The organism is Mycobacterium sp. NGS18 (genome assembly GCF_059813185.1).
Window position 1 is genome coordinate 122,418 of sequence record NZ_JCALEC010000007.1, and the last position, 19,027, is coordinate 141,444.

Below are 19,027 nucleotides of genomic sequence, written 5' to 3' on the forward strand. Positions count from 1 at the left end.
CGTATGCCCCGGCGCGCCGCGAGGGAACCTCCTCGGCGGCCCGGACGTTGGGGAGGCATGGCGAGCACTGTGGTGCGGATATTCCTGGTCTATGTCCTGGCCGAATCGGCCGCGGTGGCCGCACTGATCTGGGCGATCGGCTTGGGCTGGACGGCGCTGCTGCTGCTGGGTGCGTTCGTGGCCGGACTGGCGCTGTCGGCAGCCCAGATCAGACGCCAGATCGGGCGGCTGCGTACGGGGGCCGGGCAGCGCCTGCTCGCCGACGGCGGGCTGATCGCGGCGGGCACCGCACTGGTGCTGGTCCCCGGCCCGCTGACCACGCTGGCGGGCCTGCTGCTGCTGGCGCCCCCGACCCGCACCGCGGCCCGCCCCGTGCTGGCCGCGGCGGCCGCCGCCGGGCTCGGCCGGCACACGCCGCTGGTCGCCGCCACCGTCGCCAGCCGGCGCTGGTATGCCACTCGGCGCACCCCCGACCAGCGCACCGATTACATCGACGCCGAAGTCGTCGATGTCACCGACGTCCGGTCCAGCCAACCGCCCACCCTGTCGGTCGGCTGATCCGGCGTCACCGCCACCCCGTACTTTTTAGGCCGTGACAGTCGTGCCCGGGGCCCCCACCGTGCTGCTGGTCGGCGGCCGCATCCACAGCCCTTCTCATCCCGACGCCACCGCGATGGCCGTCCGCGACGGGGTGGTCGCCTGGCTGGGCAGCGACGCCGTCGGCCGCGAACAGTTCCCGTCGGCCGACGTGCTCGACCTCGACGGGGCTTTGGTGACACCGGCTTTCGTCGACAGCCACGTCCACGTCACCGAGACGGGCCTGTGCCGCACCGGTTTGGATCTGCGGCCGGCCACCTCCCAGCGACACTGCCTGCAGCTGGTCGCCGACTACGCCGCCGCCCATCCCGGTCAACCGATCTGGGGTCACGGCTGGGACGAATCCGGCTGGCCCGACGGTGCGGCCCCGGACACCGCGGCGCTCGACGCGGTGGTGGGGGACCGGCCGGCCTACCTGTCCCGGGTCGACGTGCACTCGGCGCTGGCCTCGAGCGGGCTGCGCACGCGCGTGCCGGACCTCCCGGGGCGACCCGACGCTGCGGCGCCGCTGTCCGGGGCGGCCCACCATCTGATTCGTTCGGCGGCCCGCGACCTGCTCACCACCGCCCAGCGGGCGGCCGCCCGCACCGCCGCGCTGGACGCCGCGGCCGCGGCCGGCATCGTCGCGGTCCACGAGTGCGCCGGCCCCGACATCGGCGGCCTGGACGACTGGCGGGAGCTGCGGGCGCTGGACCACGGTGTCGAGGTGGTCGGTTACTGGGGCGAGGCGGTCACCAGCGCCGCCCGGGCGCGTGACCTACTTGCCGAGACCGGCGCCCGGGGTCTCGGCGGCGATCTGTTCGTCGATGGTGCCCTGGGCTCGCACACGGCCTGGCTGCACGAGCCCTACGCCGACGCCACGGACTGCACCGGTGTGCGCCACCTGGACACCGACACCGTCGGCGCCCACCTGTGGGCTTGCACCGAGGCCGGCGTGACCGCCGGTTTCCACATCATCGGCGACGCCGCGGTGACCGCGGTGGTCGCGGCCCTGGAACGGGTGGTGGAGCACTTCGGGGTGGCGGCGGTGGCCCGCTGCGGGCACAGGCTCGAGCACCTGGAGATGGTCAGCGCCGAGCAGGCCGCCAAGCTCGGCTCCTGGGGCGTGATCGCCAGCATGCAACCGGTTTTCGACGCGCTCTGGGGCGGCGTCGACGGCATGTACGCCCAGCGGTTGGGTGCGCAGCGCGCCGCAGGGCTGAACCCGTTCGCGCTGTTAGCATCCCAAGGCGTGCCCCTCGCGTTCGGTTCCGACAGCCCGGTGACCACTCTCGATCCGTGGGCCACGGTGCGTGCCGCCGCACACCACCGCACCCCGGGCAGCGCGGTGTCGATGCGGGCGGCGTTCGCCGCAGCCACTCGCGGCGGCTGGCGGGCTGCCGGCGTCAACGACGGCGTCAGCGGAACCCTGGTGCCCGGCGCGCCCGCGTCCTACGCGGTCTGGGAGGCCGCCCGGCTGGCCGTGGAGGCGCCCCGCGACTCCGTTCAGCGCTGGTCGACCGATCCGCGCTCCCGGGTGCCCGCGCTACCGGTGCTGGAACCCGGTGACGCGCCGAAATGCCGGCGCACCGTGCACCGTGGTGTGGTCCTGCATGGCTGACACCGCAGAGGATCCGGAGACACTCCACGGCCCCGTCGCGCCGAACCGGTTGGAGCGGCTGGGGGTGGCGGCGGCCGACCGCTGGGCCCAGCTGGCGGCAACGGTGGTCGCCGGCATGCTGCTGCGCGCCAGCTTCCCGCCGCTGAACTGGTGGTGGGCCACAATCCTGGCGTTCGCGCTGCTGAGCTGGGTGCTCATTCGCCGCGAGACCACCGTCGCCGGCGGTTTCGGCTACGGCCTGCTGTGCGGTCTGGCCTTCTATCTGCCGCTGCTGCCCTGGGTCGGGGGCCTGGTCGGCGCCCTGCCCTGGCTGGTGTTGACCCTGATGTGCGCGCTGTTTCCCGCCGTGTTCGGCTCGGCCGCCGTCGTGGTGCGCCGACTGCCGGGCTGGCCGATCTGGTTCGCCCTGGTGTGGGCGGCGCAGGAGTGGGCGAAGTCGGTGATCCCGTTCGGCGGATTCCCGTGGGGCGCCGTGGGTTACGGCCAGACATCCGGTCCGTTGCTACCGCTGGTAGCACTCGGCGGGGTTCCGTTGCTCTCGACGGCCGTGGTGTTGACCGGCTGCGCCGGGACCGCGCTGACCGTGGAGATCCTGCGGTGGCTGCGCGAGGAGCCGCCGGCCCGCGACGCCGACCGCCCGCCGGCGGTGCTGCTGCCCGGCCTGTGCATCTGCCTGGTGTTGCTGGCCGCGATCGTGGTGTGGCCCGGTGTGCGCCGCTCCGGTGTCGGAGCCGGTGATGACCCGGCGATCACCGTGGCGGCGGTGCAGGGCAACGTGCCGCGCCTGGGACTGGACTTCAATGCCCAGCGCCGCGAGGTGCTGGATTATCACGTCCGCGAAACCCTGCGGCTGGCCGACGACGTCGAGGCCGGCCGGGCCCCACGCCCGCTGTTCGTGATCTGGCCGGAGAACGCCTCCGATATCGATCCGATGGCGAACGCCGATGCCGCCCAACAGATCACCCTGGCCGCCCAGGCGATCGACGCCCCGATCCTGGTGGGCACCGTGCGGGCGGCGCCCGGTTGGACCCGGGACAATCCGGTGGCGACGAACTCGGTGCTGGTGTGGGATCCGCGCACCGGGCCGGGGGAGAGCCACGACAAGCGGATCGTCCAGCCGTTCGGCGAGTACCTGCCGTGGCGCGGGTTCTTCCGTCACCTGTCGGGCTACGCCGACCGCGCGGGATATTTCGTGCCGGGTCATGGCGACGGAGTGGTCCACGTCGCCGGCGTTCCGGTCGGGGTGGCGACCTGCTGGGAGGTGATCTTCGATCGCGCGCCGCGCCAGTCGGTACTGGCCGGCGCCGAGCTGCTGGCGGTGCCGTCCAACAACGCCACCTTCGACGAGACGATGAGCGAGCAGCAGCTGGCGTTCGCCAAGGTCCGTGCGGTCGAACACGATCGCTACGTCGTCGTCGCCGGCACCACCGGCATCAGCGCCCTCATCGCCCCCGACGGTCGCGAGCTGGCCCGCACCGGCTTCTTCGAGGCCGATTACCTCGACGGCCACCTGCGGCTCAAGACCTCGCTGACCGCGGCGACCCGGTGGGCGCCGATCGTGCAATGGGTGCTGGTCGGCGCGGCCGTTGCGGGCCTGCTGGCGGCCATACTGCAAAATGGTCGGTTCAAGCGTCGTTTCGTCGGCGCAGACGTGAAGGGGAGGAACGGCGCCGATGAGTGAGCGTCCCAGCCTGCATACGCTGGTGGTGATACCCACCTACAACGAGCTGGAGAACCTGCCGCTCATCCTCGGCCGGCTGCAACAGGCACGTCCGGACGTCCACGTCCTCGTCGTCGACGACGGCAGCCCCGACGGCACCGGACGGCTGGCCGACGAGCTGGCCGCCGGCGACCCCGAACGCCTCCACGTGATGCACCGGACCGCCAAGGCCGGGCTGGGCGCGGCCTACCTGGCGGGGTTCGCCTGGGGGCTGGCCCGCCATTACGAGGTGGTGGTCGAGATGGACGCCGACGGCAGCCACGCACCCGAACAGCTGTACCGGCTGCTGGACGCCATCGACGCGGGCGCCGACGTGGCGATCGGTTCGCGCTACGTCGACGGCGGGGCGGTACGCAACTGGCCGGTGCGCCGCCTGGTGCTGTCCAAGACCGCCAACACCTACGCGCGGCTGCTGCTCGGGGTCGGGATCCACGACATCACCGCCGGCTACCGCGCCTACCGGCGCAGCGTGCTGGAGAAGATCGGCCTCGACGCGGTGGACTCCAAGGGGTACTGCTTCCAAGTCGACCTGACCTGGCGCGCGGTCAACAACGGCTTCGTCGTCACCGAGGTGCCGATCACGTTCACCGAGCGCGAACTGGGCGTCTCAAAAATGAGCGGCTCCAACATCCGCGAAGCGATGGTCAAAGTCGCGCGCTGGGGCATCGGCGGCCGGGTCAACCGGCTCCGCGGCGGGCGCGCCTGACTCGGCTGCGACGACCCGCCGCGAGTCGGGGTCAGCCCCGGCGCTTCGTCTTGATCAGGTCCAGCCGCTCTTTGAGCAGCTCTTCGAGGTCCTCGATCGAACGGCGCTCCAGCAGCATGTCCCAGTGGGTGCGCGGCGGCTTGACCTTCTTCGGCTCGGGCAGATCGCCTTCGAGCAGGGTGCCTTCCAAGCCGTTGCGGCACATCCAGGTGCCGGGAATCTCCGCGTCGTCGGCGAACGGAACCTCGAACTCCTCGCCGTTCTCGGTGCGGTACCGCGCCATGCGGCGTGGTGCCAGGTCGTGGTTGCGGTCGGTCTCGTAGCTCACGGCTCCCAGCCGACTGCCTCGCAGAACACGGTCAGCCATCGACCCACACTCCTTAACCTGTTTGTCAGAAATACGTCTCGCGGTTGTCAACGCAAACGGGCCCTGTGCAGTTCCCGACGCACGCGGCGCAACCTCTAATGATACCGGGAACCCTGCCGGACCCCGACTAAGGTGGTTCGACGTGCCACGCAGTCCTCGCCCGCAACCGTGTCGATGGTGCGGCCGCGACGTGGGTGACGCCGGTATCGGGCGGCGCCGACAGTATTGCCGGCAATCCTGCCGGCAGCGGGCCTACGAGCAGCGTGCCCTGATCAGCAGCGGTAAGACGTCCGCGCTGGCGCCCGACGCCGTGGTGCTCTCCGCCCAGGAGGCCGCCGCCTTGTCCGACCGGGTGTATCAGGTGCGCTGCGCGGCCGAGGACATCGCGACCGCCCTGGCCGAGGACGCTCCCCGCGAGGACCTGCGGCAACTGTGTGACACGCTGCTGCAGGCCGTCGAATCCGCCGACCGTTGGCGCTGAGAGTCAGCTGGCGCAGCTGAACAGCTTGCCGGCGTCGGCGGGCGGCGGCACAGGGTGCAGGCAACCGAAGACGCCGATGTCCTCGGGACTGAACCGCACCGCCGAGCGGTGGGCGTAGTTCACGCAGAACAGCCCGGCTCGGTCCGCCCGGCAGCGGTAGTCGCCGAACGCCAGCGTCGATCCGTCGGGCAACTCGATGCCCTCACCGTGCACAAACCGGCCCGGATCACCGTGTGCGGAGCCGACCCGCAACGTGTTGCCGCCGTAGTCGATCCAGCCGCCCTTCCACTGCCCGTAGACGTCTTCAGGCTGCGGCGGCGGATTTACCAGGTCCACCACACAGGCCAGTGCGCCATCGGCGGAGCCGGAATCGGTCATGCAGTTGGTGGCGCGGTGCGACGCGGCCGGCACCGTGAAGGCGACCTCGTCGATGAGGTCGGTGCTGACCCCGTCGCGGGTCGCGCTGTGGTAGCCCGCGGGATCGGCGGGTCGGCCGGCCTCGATCCAGGCGATCACCTCGGCGATCGGGGCGCCCGTCGCCGGCGGCGCCGAAGGCTTCGACGACGAGCTCGGTGCGGCGGGGGCCGACGACGACGGCACGCTCGTTGCCGTGCTTTTACCGGTCGGGCTGGGCTCCGGCTCGCCGACGGTCGCGCGGGAACATCCGGCGATCAGCAACAACACGGCGATGAGCCCGGTGAGACGCATGCCGTTAGGCTAACCGGCCGTGTCTCAGCGGCGGTCCAGCCTCACCTCTCCTTCGTCGAGGTTCGCTAACCGGCCGTGCCTCAGCGGCGGTCCAGCCTCACCTCTCCTGCGGCGAGGTTCGCTAACCGGCCGTGCCTCAGCGGCGGTCCAGCCTCACCTCTCCTTCGTCGAGGTTCGCTAACCGCCGGCCGGTTCGCTACCGTTCGGCTCATGCATAACCACCCTGTGCAGGCCAGCATCGCCAGCGGCGTCGTGGAGGGTTTCGCCGGTGACGGGGTGCGCAGATGGCGCTCGATCCCGTATGCCCGCCCGCCGGTCGGCCCGCTGCGGTTCCGGGCGCCCCAGCCGGCGCAGCCGTGGTCAGGGGTGCGGCACTGCCACGGGTTCACCAACTGTGCACCGCAGGAGCGGATGTACACCATCCTCAGCCCGGGCCGCTTCCAGCCGACCAGCGAGGACTGCCTGACCCTGAATGTGGTGGCGCCGGAAGAGGCCGGCACGGGACCGCTGCCCGTCATGGTGTTCATCCACGGCGGCGGCTACATCCTGGGCAGTTCGGCGACCCCGATCTACGACGGGGCGGCGCTGGCCCGCCGCGGCTGCGTGTACGTCTCGGTCAACTACCGGCTGGGCGCGCTGGGGTGCCTGGACCTGTCTTCGCTGTCGACCTCCGAGATCACCATCGACAGCAACCTGTACCTGCGTGATCTGGTGCTGGCCTTGCGCTGGGTGCGCGAGAACATCGGGGCCTTCGGCGGCGACCCGGACAACGTCACGATCTTCGGGGAAAGCGCCGGCGCGCACATCGTCGCCACTTTGCTGGGGGTGCCGCAAGCCGAAGGTCTGTTCGCCCGCGCGATCGCCGAAAGCCCCGCCGCGGGCATGGTGCGCGGTCCCGAGGTGGCAGCGGAGTTCGCCCGCCGGTTCGCCGCGCTGCTCGGGGTGCGCGCCTCCGACGCCGCGCACACCCTGCTGCGGGTGTCGCCGGCCGAATTGCTGGCGGCCCAGGATCGACTGCTCACCGAGGGCACCCGCGACATGCTGGGCGCGTTCCCGATCGGCCCGGTTTTCGGCGACGACCTGTTGCCGCTGGATCCGGTCGAGGCGATGCGGCGAGGTTCGGCCCATCGGGTGCCGCTCATCGTCGGCAGCAACGCCGAGGAGGGTCGCTTGTTCACCCGGTTCCTGAAGATGCTGCCGACGACCGAGCCGATGGTCGAGGCCGTGCTGGCCAACACCGAGGCGGGGGTGCGTGATCGCATCATCGCCGCCTACCCGGAGTATCCGCAGCGGTCGGCCTGCATCCAGCTCGGCGGCGATTTCGCCTTCAACGCCGCCGTCTGGGAGATCGCCGAGGCACACGAGGTGCATGCGCCTACCTACGTATACCGCTACGACTTCGCTCCGCGGGTGCTGCGCTGGTCGGGGTTGGGCGCCACCCATGCCACCGAACTCTTCGCCGTGTTCGACGTTTACCGCAGCGGCGGATTGGGCCGGTTGTTGACCGCCGGCGCGGATCGCCGGGCGGCACTGCGGGTCAGCGGTCAGGTGCAGCGCCGCTGGCGGGCCTTCAGCCGCGACGGCGTGCCGGGCGACGACTGGCCGGTCTACACCCGAGACAACCGCGCGGTGATGGTGTTCGACCGAAAGACCCGGGTGGAATACGACCCGGCGCCCGAGCGCCGGATGGCCTGGGAAGGCTTCACCCTGGCGCACTAGCCGCTACCGCGGGCTCAGGCGCGGATCACCCGGGTGCCGCCGGCCAGCTCGTCGTGCTTGCCCTGCTTGGTCGGGCTGCCGCTGATCGTCAGCGCGATCACGACGTAGGCGATGAAGGCCAGCAGCGGACCCAGGTAGGGGATTACGGCCAGCACGGTGAACGAGTTGCGGACGGCCGACTGCCCCAGGGTCGGCTTCGACACCCCGTCGGGCCCACGCACCGCCAGACCGAGCAGTCGCTTGGCCGGAGTGGCCCCCTGGGTGACCTCGAACAACACGAAATAGCCGTAGGTCAGCACCCCGGAGAACACGCCGGTCACCAGGAACGGATAGTCGTCGCCGAACACGAACAGCGCCAGGACGAACGCCACGATGCTGACCAGCACACCGTCGAGCCACCGGGCCCAGAAGCGCCTGCCCAGCCCGCCGGGCTTCTGTCCCGCTGCCGGCGGCTGACCCCAACCCTGCTGCGCCCAACCCGGTGGCGGCGGATAGCCGCCGGGCGGGCCGTAACCGGATCCGTAACCCGGGCCGTAGCCGGGGACATTCGGGTCGAAACCGCCGGAAGTCATCAGATCCGCTCCTGATCATCGGGTGTTCGCCAATGTACCGTGGCGGTCGCGGACGGAAGCGGATTCTGCGCACGGCGAAATGGTGGCCACTGGAGGACCATGTACCCGATCGCGGTGGGGCTCATCGTGGCGGTGCACCTGGCGTTCGTCGGCTACGTCGTCGCCGGCGGCTTCCTGGCGCTGCGGTGGCCTGGGACTCTCTGGCTGCATGTTCCGGCGGTGGTGTGGGCGGGGCTGATCCCCACCGCTCACCAAGACTGCCCGCTGACTTGGCTCGAACGCCGAGCACGTGCGGCCGCCGGGATGGCCCCGCTGCCACCGGATGGTTTCATCGCCCATTACCTGACCGGCGTGCTCTATCCGGCCGGCTGGACACCGGCCGTCGAGGTCGTGGTGGGCGCGGTCGTGATCGGAACTTGGGCGCTGTGCGCCCGGGAAGCGCTGCGGCGCCGGCGATACGGTGGTGGTCATGCGGGCGCTGATCATCGTCGATGTACAGAACGACTTCTGTGACGGCGGCGCACTGCCGGTGACCGGCGCCGTCGCGGTCGCGGTCGACATCACCCGCTATCTGCGCAGCGCGGCCGCCGGGGACCGCTACGGTCACGTGGTGGCCACCCAGGATTGGCACATCGATCCCGGCGACCACTTCTCACCGCATCCGAACTACGTGACGTCCTGGCCGCCGCACTGCCGCGCCGGAACCGCCGGCGCAGAATTCCATCCCGCCCTGTGCACCGATCGGATCGACGCGGTCTTCCGAAAGGGCGCATACGACGCCGGCTACAGCGGTTTCGACGGCGTCGACGACCACGACACCGCGCTGGGCGACTGGCTGCACCGGCGCCACGTGGACGGTGTCGACGTGGTCGGCGTTGCCACCGACTACTGTGTGCGCCACACCGCCGAAGACGCGATTCGCGCGGGGTTTTCCACCACGGTGCTGGCGCGTTTGACCGCGGGGGTGGCCGCCGATTCGACGGCCGCCGCGGTGGCGGCGATGCGCAGCGCCGGTGTCGCTGTTGTGGAGGCAGCCTTATGACGGACTCGACGCCGCGAGACCTGCTGGCCACGGTCGAGCAGTCGCCGGCCGCGGCGGCCGCCCACGACCGGACCGGCTGGGTGGGCCTGTTCAGCGCCGACGGCCGGGTGGAGGACCCGGTGGGCTCGCGGCCGCACGTCGGTCCCGAGCAGATCGGCCGGTTCTACGACACGTTCATCGGGCCGCGCGACATCACCTTCCATCGGGACCTGGACATCGTGCACGGCACGACGGTTATCCGCGACCTGCAGCTCGAGGTCGCGATGGGGCCGACGGTGGTCATGCACATTCCGGCGATCCTGCGCTACGACCTGACCGAAGACGACCTGACCGAAGACCTCGCCGAGGCTGCCGGCCGATGGAGGCTGCGGCGGTTGCGCGCGTACTGGGAGCTCCCGGCGATGATCGGCCAGTTCCTCGGCAACGGCGTGGCGGCGCTGCCCGCCGGAGCTCAGCTGTCGCGCTCACTGCTGGGCAACCAGCGCCTCGGCGGCACCGCCGGATTCGCCGCCGGATTTCTCCGGCCGGCCGGGCGGGGCAAGAGGCCGGTGCACGCGTTCCTCACCGCTCTGACCTCCGGCGAGCTGTCCACCGTCACAGCGGCGCTATCACCCGGTGCGACAATGACTTTCGGCGACGACACCGCCATGGATCTCGCCGAACTCGCCGCCCGGCTGGACGGCGCCCGGCCGACGAAGCTGCTGGCGGCCGGCAGCACCGTCGCGGTCTCGATCACCTCAGCGCAGCAACGCGCGGTGCTCTTCGCCGACGTGGACCGGCGCGGCCGGGCAATCACGACGATCCGGTACTTCGCAGAAGACTGAGCCGGCGGGCCGTCGAGGATAAGCTCGACGACGTGCCAAGCTTCCGAATTGCCGAAGTCGCCGAGCTGCTCGGAGTCAGCGACGACACCGTCCGGCGCTGGATCGACTCCGGGCGCCTCTCGGTGACGACGGGAAGCGGGCCGCGGATGGTCGACGGGGCCGAGCTGGCACGGTTCGCCCAGGAGCGCGCCTCCGTCGAACCGATGTCGCGCAACCCGGTAGTGGGCCAATCCGCCCGCAACCGCCTGGTCGGGCTGGTCACCAAGGTGACTCGGGACACGGTGATGGCCCAGGTGGATGTGCAAGCCGGACCGTTTCGGCTGGTGTCGCTGGTCAGCCGGGAGGCCGCCGACGAACTGCAGCTGCAGCCCGGCAGCCTGGTCGTCGCCTCGGTCAAGGCCACCAATGTCGTGCTGGAACTGCCGCGCCGCGCCGGTTCGGCCGGCCACACCGACCCGGCGGCGGAATTCGGCTGAGTCAGGCCAGCAAGCCCGCCAGCGAGGCCGTGGCCAGCAGTAGGTAGGCGGCCGGAAAACCGATGTTGTACAACACTTTGGCCCGCAGATGTGTCACGACGGCCCCAACGAAGAAGGCGACCAGCCCGGCCGCGGCGGCCACGCCGATCAGTGGGGCGCCCGCCAGTCCGATGATCAGCCCGGCGCCCCCGGCCAGCTTCAGCCCGCCCAACAGCGGCAGCCAGGACCTCGGCACCCCCACCTGCGCCGAGTTGGCCAGCACGAACTGCGCCGGAATGAAATCGGCGATGGCGATGGCGATGGTGACGACCGCGGTGACGGTGATGACCGCGAGGTAAACGGTCGATACGCTCATGATGTTGCTCTTCCTTTCGTCGGCGGATGTGGCTATCTGTGTCAATGACGACTCCCGGGCGGGAAAGGTGACCCATGAGCAACGTGGACTATCTGGCGGAGCAGTTCGAAGGCCACCGGAGCCGGCTGCATTCGGTGGCGTTTCACCTGCTCGGCTCGGCCGCAGACGCCGACGATGCCGTTCAGTCGGCCTGGCTCAAAGCCAGCCGCGCCGACTTCACCGCGGTCCACAACCTGGCGGGCTGGCTCACCACGATCACCGCACGCACCGCCGTCGACCAGCTGCGCGCGCGTGCCCGCCGCGGCGAGCAGCCCCTGCCTGAAACCCTCGACCATGGGCCGGCCGCGCTCGCCGCCGAGGAGGAGGTACTGCGCTCCGAGGCGGTCAGCCGCGCACTACTGGTGGTGCTGGATCGGTTGTCGCCGGCTCAGCGAGCGGCCTTCGTACTGCACGACGTGTTCGACGTGCCCTTCGAGCAGATCGGTGAGCTGCTCGACAGGTCCCCGGATGCGGCCAAGAAGCTGGCCAGCCGGGCACGGGAACGGCTGCACGCCGAGCCGGCCGCCGAACCGCGTCGCCGTGCCGAGCACCACCAGATCGTGACGGCGTTCCTGGCGGCCTCCCGCGGCGGCGACATCCCCGCGCTGCTCGAGCTGTTGGCGCCCGACGTGATGCGGCGGGTCGATCCGGTGCTGGTACCGGCCGAGGTGCCCACCGAGCTGCGCGGAGCCGCCGATGTCGCGACCGAGACCCAGCGCTTCACCGCCCGCACTCGCGCCGGTGCGGTGCTGCTGGTCGACGGCGCACCCGGCATCGCGATCGCCCCCGGCGGCCGGCTGCTGGCCGTGTTGCGCATCGGTATCGGCAACGGGCGCATTCACACCATCGACATCGCCGGCGAACCGGATCGCCTGCGGCTCATGACGCTGCAACTACCGGGAACCGGTCGGCCATGAGTGCGCGTGACGGCCGCTCACCGGTGCTCAATTCTGCTTTGATGGGTCACGCGAACCGATTCGGCAGTTGAGGGGGAGACCCATGCCCGACGAAGCGAAGGAACCGGACGAGAAGCCGGTCGCGGTGACAGCGCACGGCATCTCGATGACCGGGCCGTGGGGACGGGTCTTCGGGCCACTCGACCTGGACATCGCGGACGGCGGGGTCACTGTGCTGGTCGGCCCGCCCGGCTCGGGACGCACCGCGCTGCTGATGAATCTGGCCGGGCGGATGAAACCGTCGACGGGGACGATCACGGTCCTCGGGCACCACAAAGCCCGCGACATCTTCGGCGTCTGTGCGCTGGCCGGCATCGAGCAACTCGACGCGATCTTCGAATCGGTGACCGTCCGGGACCTGATCACCGAACAGCTCCGCTGGGACGCACCGTGGTACCGGCTGGTGCGCCGCGCCGGGGACGCCGAGCGCGACGCAGTCTGCCGGCCGGTCTTCGGCGATCTGCCGGTGCCGCAACTGCACGAGTACGTCGAGCAGCTCGACGAACTGACCGGACTGTTGCTGCGCATCGCGCTGGCCAATACCGCGCGGCCGCCGTTGTTGGTGGTCGGCAGCATCGATCAGGTCACCAGCGACCACGACCGGGCGGCCCTGATCGGCCGGCTGGTCGCGCTGGGCGAGCAGCAGACCGTGGTCACCGCGTCGGCCAATGAGGTACCCGAGGGCTCGGGGGTCGCAGCGCAGATCCACGTCGCGCATCTGGGGCCGGCCGAGTTAGCGCACAGCAGCCACGGCCGTCACGAGAAGGGGGACGACTAGATCATGCTCGCCGGAATGTCGTTGGGAACCGACCTCAAACGCTACTCCCGCGGCACGATGCCGCGGGTGGCCCTGATCACCATCATCGTGCTGCCGCTGCTGTACGGCGCCATGTACCTGTGGGCGTTCTGGAACCCGTTCGCCGCCATCGACAAGATCCCGGTCGCTCTGGTCAACGAAGACACCGGCGCCACCGTCTCGGCAACCCAGTTGCACGCCGGCGATGAGGTCACTCGCGCGCTGGTCGACTCCGGCCAGCTCGATCTGCATCAGGTATCGGAAAGCGAAGCCGCCAAAGGGGTTTCCGACGGCACCTATTATTTCTCGATCACGCTGCCGGCCGACTTCAGCTCGGCGGTGGTGTCGCCCGCGGGTCCGCATCCGCAAAAGGCGCAGATCCAGTTCCGATTCAATGACGCCAATAACTACCTGGCCTCCATCATGGGGCAGAACGCCGCCCGCGAGGTTCTCAACGAAGTCAGCGCCAAGGTCGGTCAGCAGGTGATCGGCACCGCACTGACCCAGGTGACCGATGAGGTCACCAAGGCGGCCGACGGCGCGCGTCAACTCTCCGATGGCTCGAAGACGTTGGCCGACAATCTGGTAACGGCACGCGATGGCTCCGCCGCGCTTGCCGGCGGCAGCCGCCGGCTGGCGGCCGGCGTTGCGCAGGCCACCGACCCGCTGCTGAAGCTCACCGACGACCTCGGCGCCATGGGTTTTGACCCGAATGCCGCCGGTGCCGCCGCTACCGCGTTGAGCGGCAACATCAAAACAGTCTCCGACCGGATCGGGGCACTCAACGTCAACTACCAGCAGGCCGCCGGGATCGTCAACCAGGTGGTGGACGCCTTGCACGCCAACCCCGACCCGGCGGTGCGCGGTCTCGGCGACACCCTGGCCGGTGCCCAGCGTCTGCTGGCCATCAAGGGAATCGATCCGGCCACCGATGAGGGCCTGGCCCAGCTGCGCGCCAACACTCAACGGCTGGAGAATGATCTGGCCGACCCCAACAGCGGACTGCGCACGCTCATGACCCACGCGCTGGACGGCGGGCTCAAGAACGATCTGGTCGCGCTACGCAACGGTGCCACCGAGCTGGACGCCGGCGCCCACAAACTCAGCGACGGCCTGGTCCAGCTGACCGACGGCAGCAATCAACTCAAAGACGGTGCCGCACAATTGGCCTCGGGGCTGGGCGAGGCGGATCAGCGCGCCTCGACGATCACCGACCAGCAGCGCGTCGAGGTGGCGTCGATCCTGGCCAGCCCGGTCGGAGTGGACATGGGCTTCACCCATCACGCCGCCACCTTCGGCACCGGCTTCGCCCCGTTCTTCCTACCGTTGGCCTTGTTCATCGGCTCCCTGATCGTGTGGATGTTGCTGACGCCGTTGCAGACTCGCGCCATCGTCAACGGACTCGGTGCGTTGCGGGTGGTGCTGGCCTCCTACTGGCCGGCGTTGCTGCTGGGGATCTGCCAGGTGGTGCTGATGTATGCGGTGGTGCATTTCGGGGTCGGGTTGCAGGCGCGCTACGCCGCGGGCATGGTCGCGTTCCTCGCGTTGATCGCCGCGTCGTTCCTGGCGATGATCCAGGCGTTCAATGCGGTGCTCGGCGTCGCGGTCGGCCGGGTGGTCACCCTGGCCTTCCTGATGTTCCAGCTGGTGTCGTCCGGCGGGGTCTACCCGGTGGAGACGACCGCGAAGCCCTTTCAGATCCTGCACCCCTATGACCCGATGACATACGCCGTCAACGGGTTACGTCAGCTGACCGTCGGCGGCATCGACACCAGGCTGTGGATGTCGGTGGGCGTGCTGGCCGGGATCCTCGTGGTGTCACTGGCCGCCAGTAGCTGGGCCGCCCGCCGGGACCGCCAATACACGCTCGAACGCCTCTACCCGCCGATCGAAGTGTGACAGGCGTTGCAGCGGCGGGGTTTTCTGCGCGGAGCCGGTCTACTCGGTGCGGCCGCGCTGGCACCATGGCCGGCCGGCTGCACCGCTGACGACGACGCGCTGACGTTCTTCTTCGCCGCCAACCCGGAAGAGGCCGATGCCCGGATGCGCATCGTGACGGCATTCCAGCGCGAGCATCCCGACATCCGGGTGCGCACCGTACTCGCCGGCGGAGACCCCACCCAGCTGATATCGACATTCTGCGCCAGCGGCAGGTGCCCGGACGTGCTGATGGCTTGGGAGTTCAACTACGCGGGGCTGGCCGACCGCGGGGTGCTGGCAGACCTGAACCCGCTGCTGGACGCCGATCCGGAGTTCGCCGCGGCTTTGCACGCCGACAGCATCCCGGCGCTGTACGAGACGTTCGGCTTCAACGGTGGCCAATACGCCTTCCCCGAGCAGTGGTCGGGCGCCTTCCTGTTCTACAACACCCGCATCTTCGCCGAGGCCGAGGTTCAGCCGCCGCCGGGACGCTGGGACCGCCCGTGGACGTTCGACCAATTCCTGGACACCGCAACCGCACTCACCCGGCGGGCACCCAACGGCCGGACCACCCAGTGGGGATTCGTCGACACCTGGTCACCGCCCTACACCGCGGCCGTGTTCGGGATGAACAACGGCACGCCGTGGGCGGTCCCGCGATTCAACCCCACCCACATGAATTTCGACGACGACGCCTTCCTCGACGGCATCCAGTTCTACGCCGACCTGACCAACATTCACCGGGTAGCACCGGCGGCCTCCGACACCCAGGCGATCTCCACCATGGGCCTGTTCACCGCGGGCCAGGCGGCGATGGCGTTCGGCGGCCACTGGCGTTATCAGACCTTCGTGCAAGCCGAGGACCTCGACTTCGACGTGGCGGTGCTGCCGACCGGGCCGGCCGCGGCCGCCAAGGGCATGGCTGCCCACTCGGCCATCGGCAGCACCGGCCTGTCCATCGCCGCCACCAGCCGGCACCGGCAACAGGCTTGGGAATTCGTCAAATTCGCGGCGGGTCCGGTGGGGCAGTCGCTGATCGGGGAGTCCGGCCTGTTCGTGCCGGTGCTGCGATCGGCAATCGCCGCGCCCGGGTTCACTGAAGCCCATGCCGGCATCAGCAACCTCGCGGTGCTCACCGGCGGCCCTTCGCATTCCGAGGGATTGCCGATCACCCCGGAATGGCAGAAGGTGCACGCTCTGATGGACCGCGCCATCGGGCCGGTGCTGCGCGGAAAGCGGCCCGCTGCGAGTCTGAAGACCGGACTGACGCCCCAGATCGACGAAGTGCTGGCCACCGCATGAACCCGACGCGCAGACGCGCCCGAGCGGGACGGTGGTTCATCGCCCCGAACCTGGCCGCGGTCGCGGTGTTCATGGCGTTCCCGCTGGCGTTCTCGCTCTACATGAGCGTCCAGCGCTGGGATCTGTTCAGTCCGCCGACGTTCGTCGGCGCGGCGAACTACTCCGACCTGTTCACCGCCGATCCGCTGTTCGCTATCGCGGTCCGCAATTCGACGGTGTTCACTATCGGCACCGTGGTCCCCACGGTGTTGATCAGTGTGGCGGTAGCCGGATTGTTGAACCACAAGATCAAGGGCATCGGGCTGTTCCGGGCGATCGCCTTCCTGCCGCTGGCGGTGTCCTCGGTGGTGATCGCGGTGGTGTGGCAGTTCGTGTTCAACACCGACAGCGGCTTGCTCAACATCATGCTCGGCTGGTTCGGCATCTCGGCGGTGCCGTGGCTGACCGAGCCGAACTGGGCGATGGCGTCGCTGTGTCTGGTCAGCGTGTGGAAGAGCGTGCCGTTCGCGACGGTGATTCTGTTGGCGGCTATGCAGGGTGTGCCCGAGTCGCTGTACGAGGCGGCCCGCATCGACGGCGCCGGCGAGATCCGGCGCTTCTTGTCCATCACGGTGCCGATGATCCGCGGCGCCCTGTGGTTCGTGGTGGTGATCTCGGTCATCAACGCGTTTCAGGCTTTTGATCTGGTCTACGTCCTTACCGGCAGCAGCGGCGGCCCGGAGACCGGCACCTACGTGTTGGCGATCATGCTCTTTCAGCAGGCGTTCGCCTTCCTGGACTTCGGTTACGCGTCCGCGCTGGCGTGGGTGATGTTCGCGGTGCTGCTGACATTGACGATCATCCAACTGCGGCTGTCGCGCAGGAACGCGGTGGACCAATGACGCCCCGGCGCACCAGCCGTCCGGCGCGGTACCGTATCGCCCGCTTGCTCGGCGTCTACGCCGGCCTGGCCGGCGTCGCCGCCTGCGCTCTGTTCCCCATCCTGTGGGCGCTGTCGGGATCACTGAAACGCCAGGCCGAGATCAGCCAGCCGATGCTGTTGCCCGCGCATCCCCAGTGGTCGAACTACCTCGACGTGTTCGCCCGAATGCCGTTCTGGCGGATGTTGTTCAACACCGTGCTCTACGCCGGCGCTGTGACGGCCGGGCAGGTGTTCTTCTGCTCGCTGGCCGGTTACGCCTTCGCCCGGCTGCCGTTCGCCGGACGTAACACCCTGTTCGTGCTCTACCTGGCCACGCTGATGGTGCCGTTGACCGTCACGGTGATTCCGCAGTTCATCCTGATGCGAGTGTTCGGCTGGACCGACACCATGTGGGCGATGATTGTCCCGGGGCTGTTCGGCAGTGCGTTCGGCACGTATCTGATGCGACAGTTCTTCGCGACGCTGCCCATCGATCTGGAGGAGGCGGCCATCTTGGACGGGTGCTCGCCGTGGGGTGTCTACTGGCGGATTCTGTTGCCCCATGCCAAACCGGCGGTGATGGTGCTGGCGGTACTGACCTGGATCAACGTCTGGAACGATTTTCTGTGGCCGCTGTTGATGATTCAGCGGAAGAGCATCGCCACCCTTACCCTCGGGCTGGTGTGGATGCAAGGGGAGTACGTCGCCGAGTGGCCGGTGCTGATGGCGGCCTCCATGCTGATGCTGGCGCCGCTGATCGTGATCTACGCGGTGGCGCAACGCGCCTTCATCAGCGGCATCGCCGCCACCGGATTCGGCGGGCGGTAGCGCAATGGCGGCAGTGACTTTCGATTCGGTGACCCGGCACTTTCCCGGTGCCGAACGGCCCGCGCTGGACAAGCTGAACCTGTCGGTCGAGGACGGCGAGTTCATGGTGCTGGTCGGGCCGTCCGGCTGCGGCAAGACGACGACGCTGCGGATGCTGGCCGGCCTGGAACCCGTTGATGCGGGCCGGATCTGCATCGGCAGCGCTGACGTCACCGGCACCGACCCCGGCGATCGGGACATCGCCATGGTGTTCCAGAACTATGCGCTGTACCCGCACATGACCGTGGCGCAGAACATGGGTTTCGCCCTCAAGGTCGCCAAGACGCCGAAAGCCGAGATCCGCGCCCGGGTGGCCGAGACCGCTCAGCTGCTGGGCTTGGAAACGCACCTGGGTCGCAAACCCAAGGATCTGTCCGGCGGTGAACGCCAGCGGGTGGCGATGGGCCGGGCGATCGTGCGCCGCCCGCAGGTTTTCTTGATGGACGAACCGCTGTCGAATCTCGATGCCATGCTGCGGGTGCAGACCCGCAACCAGATCGCCGAACTGCAACGCCGGTTGGGCATCACCACCGTCTACGTCACCCACGACCAGGTGGAGGCGATGACGATGGGGGACCGGGTGGCGGTGTTGCGCGACGGGGTCCTGCAGCAGTGCGCGCCGCCCCGCGAGCTCTATCGCCATCCGGCCAACGTGTTCGTGGCCGGGTTCATCGGCTCACCGTCGATGAACCTGTTCACGGTGCCGGTCGTGCAGGGCGCGGTGTCACTGGGCGGCTACACCCTGGCTCTGCCGCGCGAAATCGCTGCCAGCGGAGAGGAATTGGTAATCGGTGTGCGACCCGAGCATCTCGTGCTCGACGACAGCGGCGTCGATGTCGACGTGGAGTTCGTCGAGGAATTCGGCGCCGACACCTACGTGCACGGCAGAATCATCGAATCCGGCCAAGCCCCGCGCCGGGCGGTCACCGCCCGGATGGGGGGCGACAACTCCTTGCGGCGCGACGACCGCGTGCGGTTGCGCCCCGATCCTGAGCAGGTGCACTTCTTCAGTGCGGACGGCATGCGGCTCGGTCTGTGATGCCTCCGGCGCGTGCGCGTGTCGGCCCCTTCCGGTATAG

The 19,027-nt window shown here is 69.4% G+C and carries 21 protein-coding genes; 17 read left to right on the forward strand and 4 right to left on the reverse strand.

The window, feature by feature from the left end:
* Window positions 1–57 precede the first annotated feature (57 nt).
* The 4 genes from AC5Y31_RS14910 (at window position 58) to AC5Y31_RS14925 (ending at window position 4,623) form a co-directional block, all read left to right on the forward strand.
* Entirely contained in the window at window positions 58–558 is a 501-nt protein-coding gene (locus AC5Y31_RS14910) for an FxsA family protein (RefSeq protein WP_499981223.1), read from the forward strand.
* Between the two features lie 115 nt (window positions 559–673).
* Entirely contained in the window at window positions 674–2,197 is a 1,524-nt protein-coding gene (locus AC5Y31_RS14915) for an amidohydrolase (protein WP_499981404.1), read from the forward strand.
* Window positions 2,190–3,878 carry an apolipoprotein N-acyltransferase gene (lnt, locus tag AC5Y31_RS14920; RefSeq protein WP_499981227.1) on the forward strand — a complete coding sequence of 563 codons (1,689 nt, stop codon included), beginning with the start codon at window positions 2,190–2,192 and terminating at the stop codon, window positions 3,876–3,878. The genes AC5Y31_RS14915 and lnt overlap by 8 nt, the downstream gene beginning before the upstream one ends.
* Window positions 3,871–4,623, forward strand: a complete 753-nt coding sequence (locus AC5Y31_RS14925) for a polyprenol monophosphomannose synthase (RefSeq protein ID WP_499981229.1) — start codon at window positions 3,871–3,873, stop codon at window positions 4,621–4,623. Before lnt ends, AC5Y31_RS14925 begins: the two co-directional genes overlap by 8 nt.
* Before the next feature lie 31 nt (window positions 4,624–4,654).
* Here AC5Y31_RS14925 and AC5Y31_RS14930 read toward each other — a convergent pair whose 3' ends face one another.
* Window positions 4,655–4,990 carry an RNA polymerase-binding protein RbpA gene (locus tag AC5Y31_RS14930; protein ID WP_064855661.1) on the reverse strand — a complete coding sequence of 112 codons (336 nt, stop codon included), beginning with the start codon at window positions 4,988–4,990 and terminating at the stop codon, window positions 4,655–4,657.
* 142 nt (window positions 4,991–5,132) lie between these two features.
* On the opposite strand from AC5Y31_RS14930, the gene AC5Y31_RS14935 reads away from it, so the two are divergent.
* Window positions 5,133–5,471, forward strand: a complete 339-nt coding sequence (locus AC5Y31_RS14935; RefSeq protein ID WP_499981231.1) for a hypothetical protein — start codon at window positions 5,133–5,135, stop codon at window positions 5,469–5,471.
* Between the two features lie 3 nt (window positions 5,472–5,474).
* On the opposite strand, the gene AC5Y31_RS14940 is transcribed toward AC5Y31_RS14935, so the two are convergent.
* Complete coding sequence (locus AC5Y31_RS14940) at window positions 5,475–6,179, reverse strand: hypothetical protein (RefSeq protein ID WP_065023645.1); 705 nt, start codon at window positions 6,177–6,179, stop codon at window positions 5,475–5,477.
* 210 nt (window positions 6,180–6,389) lie between these two features.
* Between AC5Y31_RS14940 and AC5Y31_RS14945 the strand changes: the two genes are divergently transcribed.
* Window positions 6,390–7,898, forward strand: a complete 1,509-nt coding sequence (locus tag AC5Y31_RS14945) for a carboxylesterase/lipase family protein (RefSeq protein ID WP_065023646.1) — start codon at window positions 6,390–6,392, stop codon at window positions 7,896–7,898.
* A gap of 14 nt (window positions 7,899–7,912) precedes the next feature.
* Here AC5Y31_RS14945 and AC5Y31_RS14950 read toward each other — a convergent pair whose 3' ends face one another.
* Window positions 7,913–8,470: an RDD family protein gene (locus tag AC5Y31_RS14950; protein WP_065023647.1), complete on the reverse strand. Its 558-nt coding sequence runs from the start codon at window positions 8,468–8,470 to the stop codon at window positions 7,913–7,915.
* A gap of 99 nt (window positions 8,471–8,569) precedes the next feature.
* On the opposite strand from AC5Y31_RS14950, the gene AC5Y31_RS14955 reads away from it, so the two are divergent.
* Genes AC5Y31_RS14955 through AC5Y31_RS14970 form a run of 4 tightly spaced genes read left to right on the forward strand, consistent with a single transcriptional unit; the run spans window position 8,570 to window position 10,812 of the window.
* Window positions 8,570–8,983 carry a DUF2784 domain-containing protein gene (locus AC5Y31_RS14955; RefSeq protein ID WP_499981233.1) on the forward strand — a complete coding sequence of 138 codons (414 nt, stop codon included), beginning with the start codon at window positions 8,570–8,572 and terminating at the stop codon, window positions 8,981–8,983.
* Entirely contained in the window at window positions 8,940–9,512 is a 573-nt protein-coding gene (locus AC5Y31_RS14960) for an isochorismatase family protein (RefSeq protein WP_499981235.1), read from the forward strand. The genes AC5Y31_RS14955 and AC5Y31_RS14960 overlap by 44 nt, the downstream gene beginning before the upstream one ends.
* Complete coding sequence (locus AC5Y31_RS14965) at window positions 9,509–10,336, forward strand: nuclear transport factor 2 family protein (protein ID WP_499981237.1); 828 nt, start codon at window positions 9,509–9,511, stop codon at window positions 10,334–10,336. The genes AC5Y31_RS14960 and AC5Y31_RS14965 overlap by 4 nt, the downstream gene beginning before the upstream one ends.
* Before the next feature lie 32 nt (window positions 10,337–10,368).
* Window positions 10,369–10,812, forward strand: coding sequence for a TOBE domain-containing protein (locus AC5Y31_RS14970; RefSeq protein ID WP_065023649.1), 444 nt, complete (start codon window positions 10,369–10,371; stop codon window positions 10,810–10,812).
* A 1-nt stretch (window position 10,813) separates the two neighbouring features.
* Here AC5Y31_RS14970 and AC5Y31_RS14975 read toward each other — a convergent pair whose 3' ends face one another.
* Window positions 10,814–11,167, reverse strand: coding sequence for a DoxX family protein (locus AC5Y31_RS14975; protein WP_301635600.1), 354 nt, complete (start codon window positions 11,165–11,167; stop codon window positions 10,814–10,816).
* Between the two features lie 74 nt (window positions 11,168–11,241).
* On the opposite strand from AC5Y31_RS14975, the gene AC5Y31_RS14980 reads away from it, so the two are divergent.
* The 7 genes from AC5Y31_RS14980 (at window position 11,242) to AC5Y31_RS15010 (ending at window position 18,987) form a co-directional block, all read left to right on the forward strand.
* Complete coding sequence (locus AC5Y31_RS14980) at window positions 11,242–12,123, forward strand: sigma-70 family RNA polymerase sigma factor (protein WP_499981240.1); 882 nt, start codon at window positions 11,242–11,244, stop codon at window positions 12,121–12,123.
* 82 nt (window positions 12,124–12,205) lie between these two features.
* Complete coding sequence (locus AC5Y31_RS14985; protein WP_065023652.1) at window positions 12,206–12,940, forward strand: ATP-binding cassette domain-containing protein; 735 nt, start codon at window positions 12,206–12,208, stop codon at window positions 12,938–12,940.
* Between the two features lie 3 nt (window positions 12,941–12,943).
* Window positions 12,944–14,857 (forward strand): YhgE/Pip family protein, encoded by a 1,914-nt coding sequence (locus AC5Y31_RS14990; RefSeq protein ID WP_499981243.1) that lies wholly within the window; start codon window positions 12,944–12,946, stop codon window positions 14,855–14,857.
* Window positions 14,858–14,863: 6 nt separating this feature from the next.
* Entirely contained in the window at window positions 14,864–16,180 is a 1,317-nt protein-coding gene (locus tag AC5Y31_RS14995; protein ID WP_499981245.1) for an ABC transporter substrate-binding protein, read from the forward strand.
* Window positions 16,177–17,061 carry a carbohydrate ABC transporter permease gene (locus AC5Y31_RS15000; protein ID WP_499981246.1) on the forward strand — a complete coding sequence of 295 codons (885 nt, stop codon included), beginning with the start codon at window positions 16,177–16,179 and terminating at the stop codon, window positions 17,059–17,061. The genes AC5Y31_RS14995 and AC5Y31_RS15000 overlap by 4 nt, the downstream gene beginning before the upstream one ends.
* On the forward strand, window positions 17,058–17,909 hold the full coding sequence (locus tag AC5Y31_RS15005) for a carbohydrate ABC transporter permease (RefSeq protein ID WP_065023656.1): 852 nt from the start codon (window positions 17,058–17,060) through the stop codon (window positions 17,907–17,909). Before AC5Y31_RS15000 ends, AC5Y31_RS15005 begins: the two co-directional genes overlap by 4 nt.
* Window positions 17,910–17,913: 4 nt before the next feature.
* Window positions 17,914–18,987 (forward strand): ABC transporter ATP-binding protein, encoded by a 1,074-nt coding sequence (locus AC5Y31_RS15010; RefSeq protein WP_499981248.1) that lies wholly within the window; start codon window positions 17,914–17,916, stop codon window positions 18,985–18,987.
* Window positions 18,988–19,027: the final 40 nt, after the last annotated feature.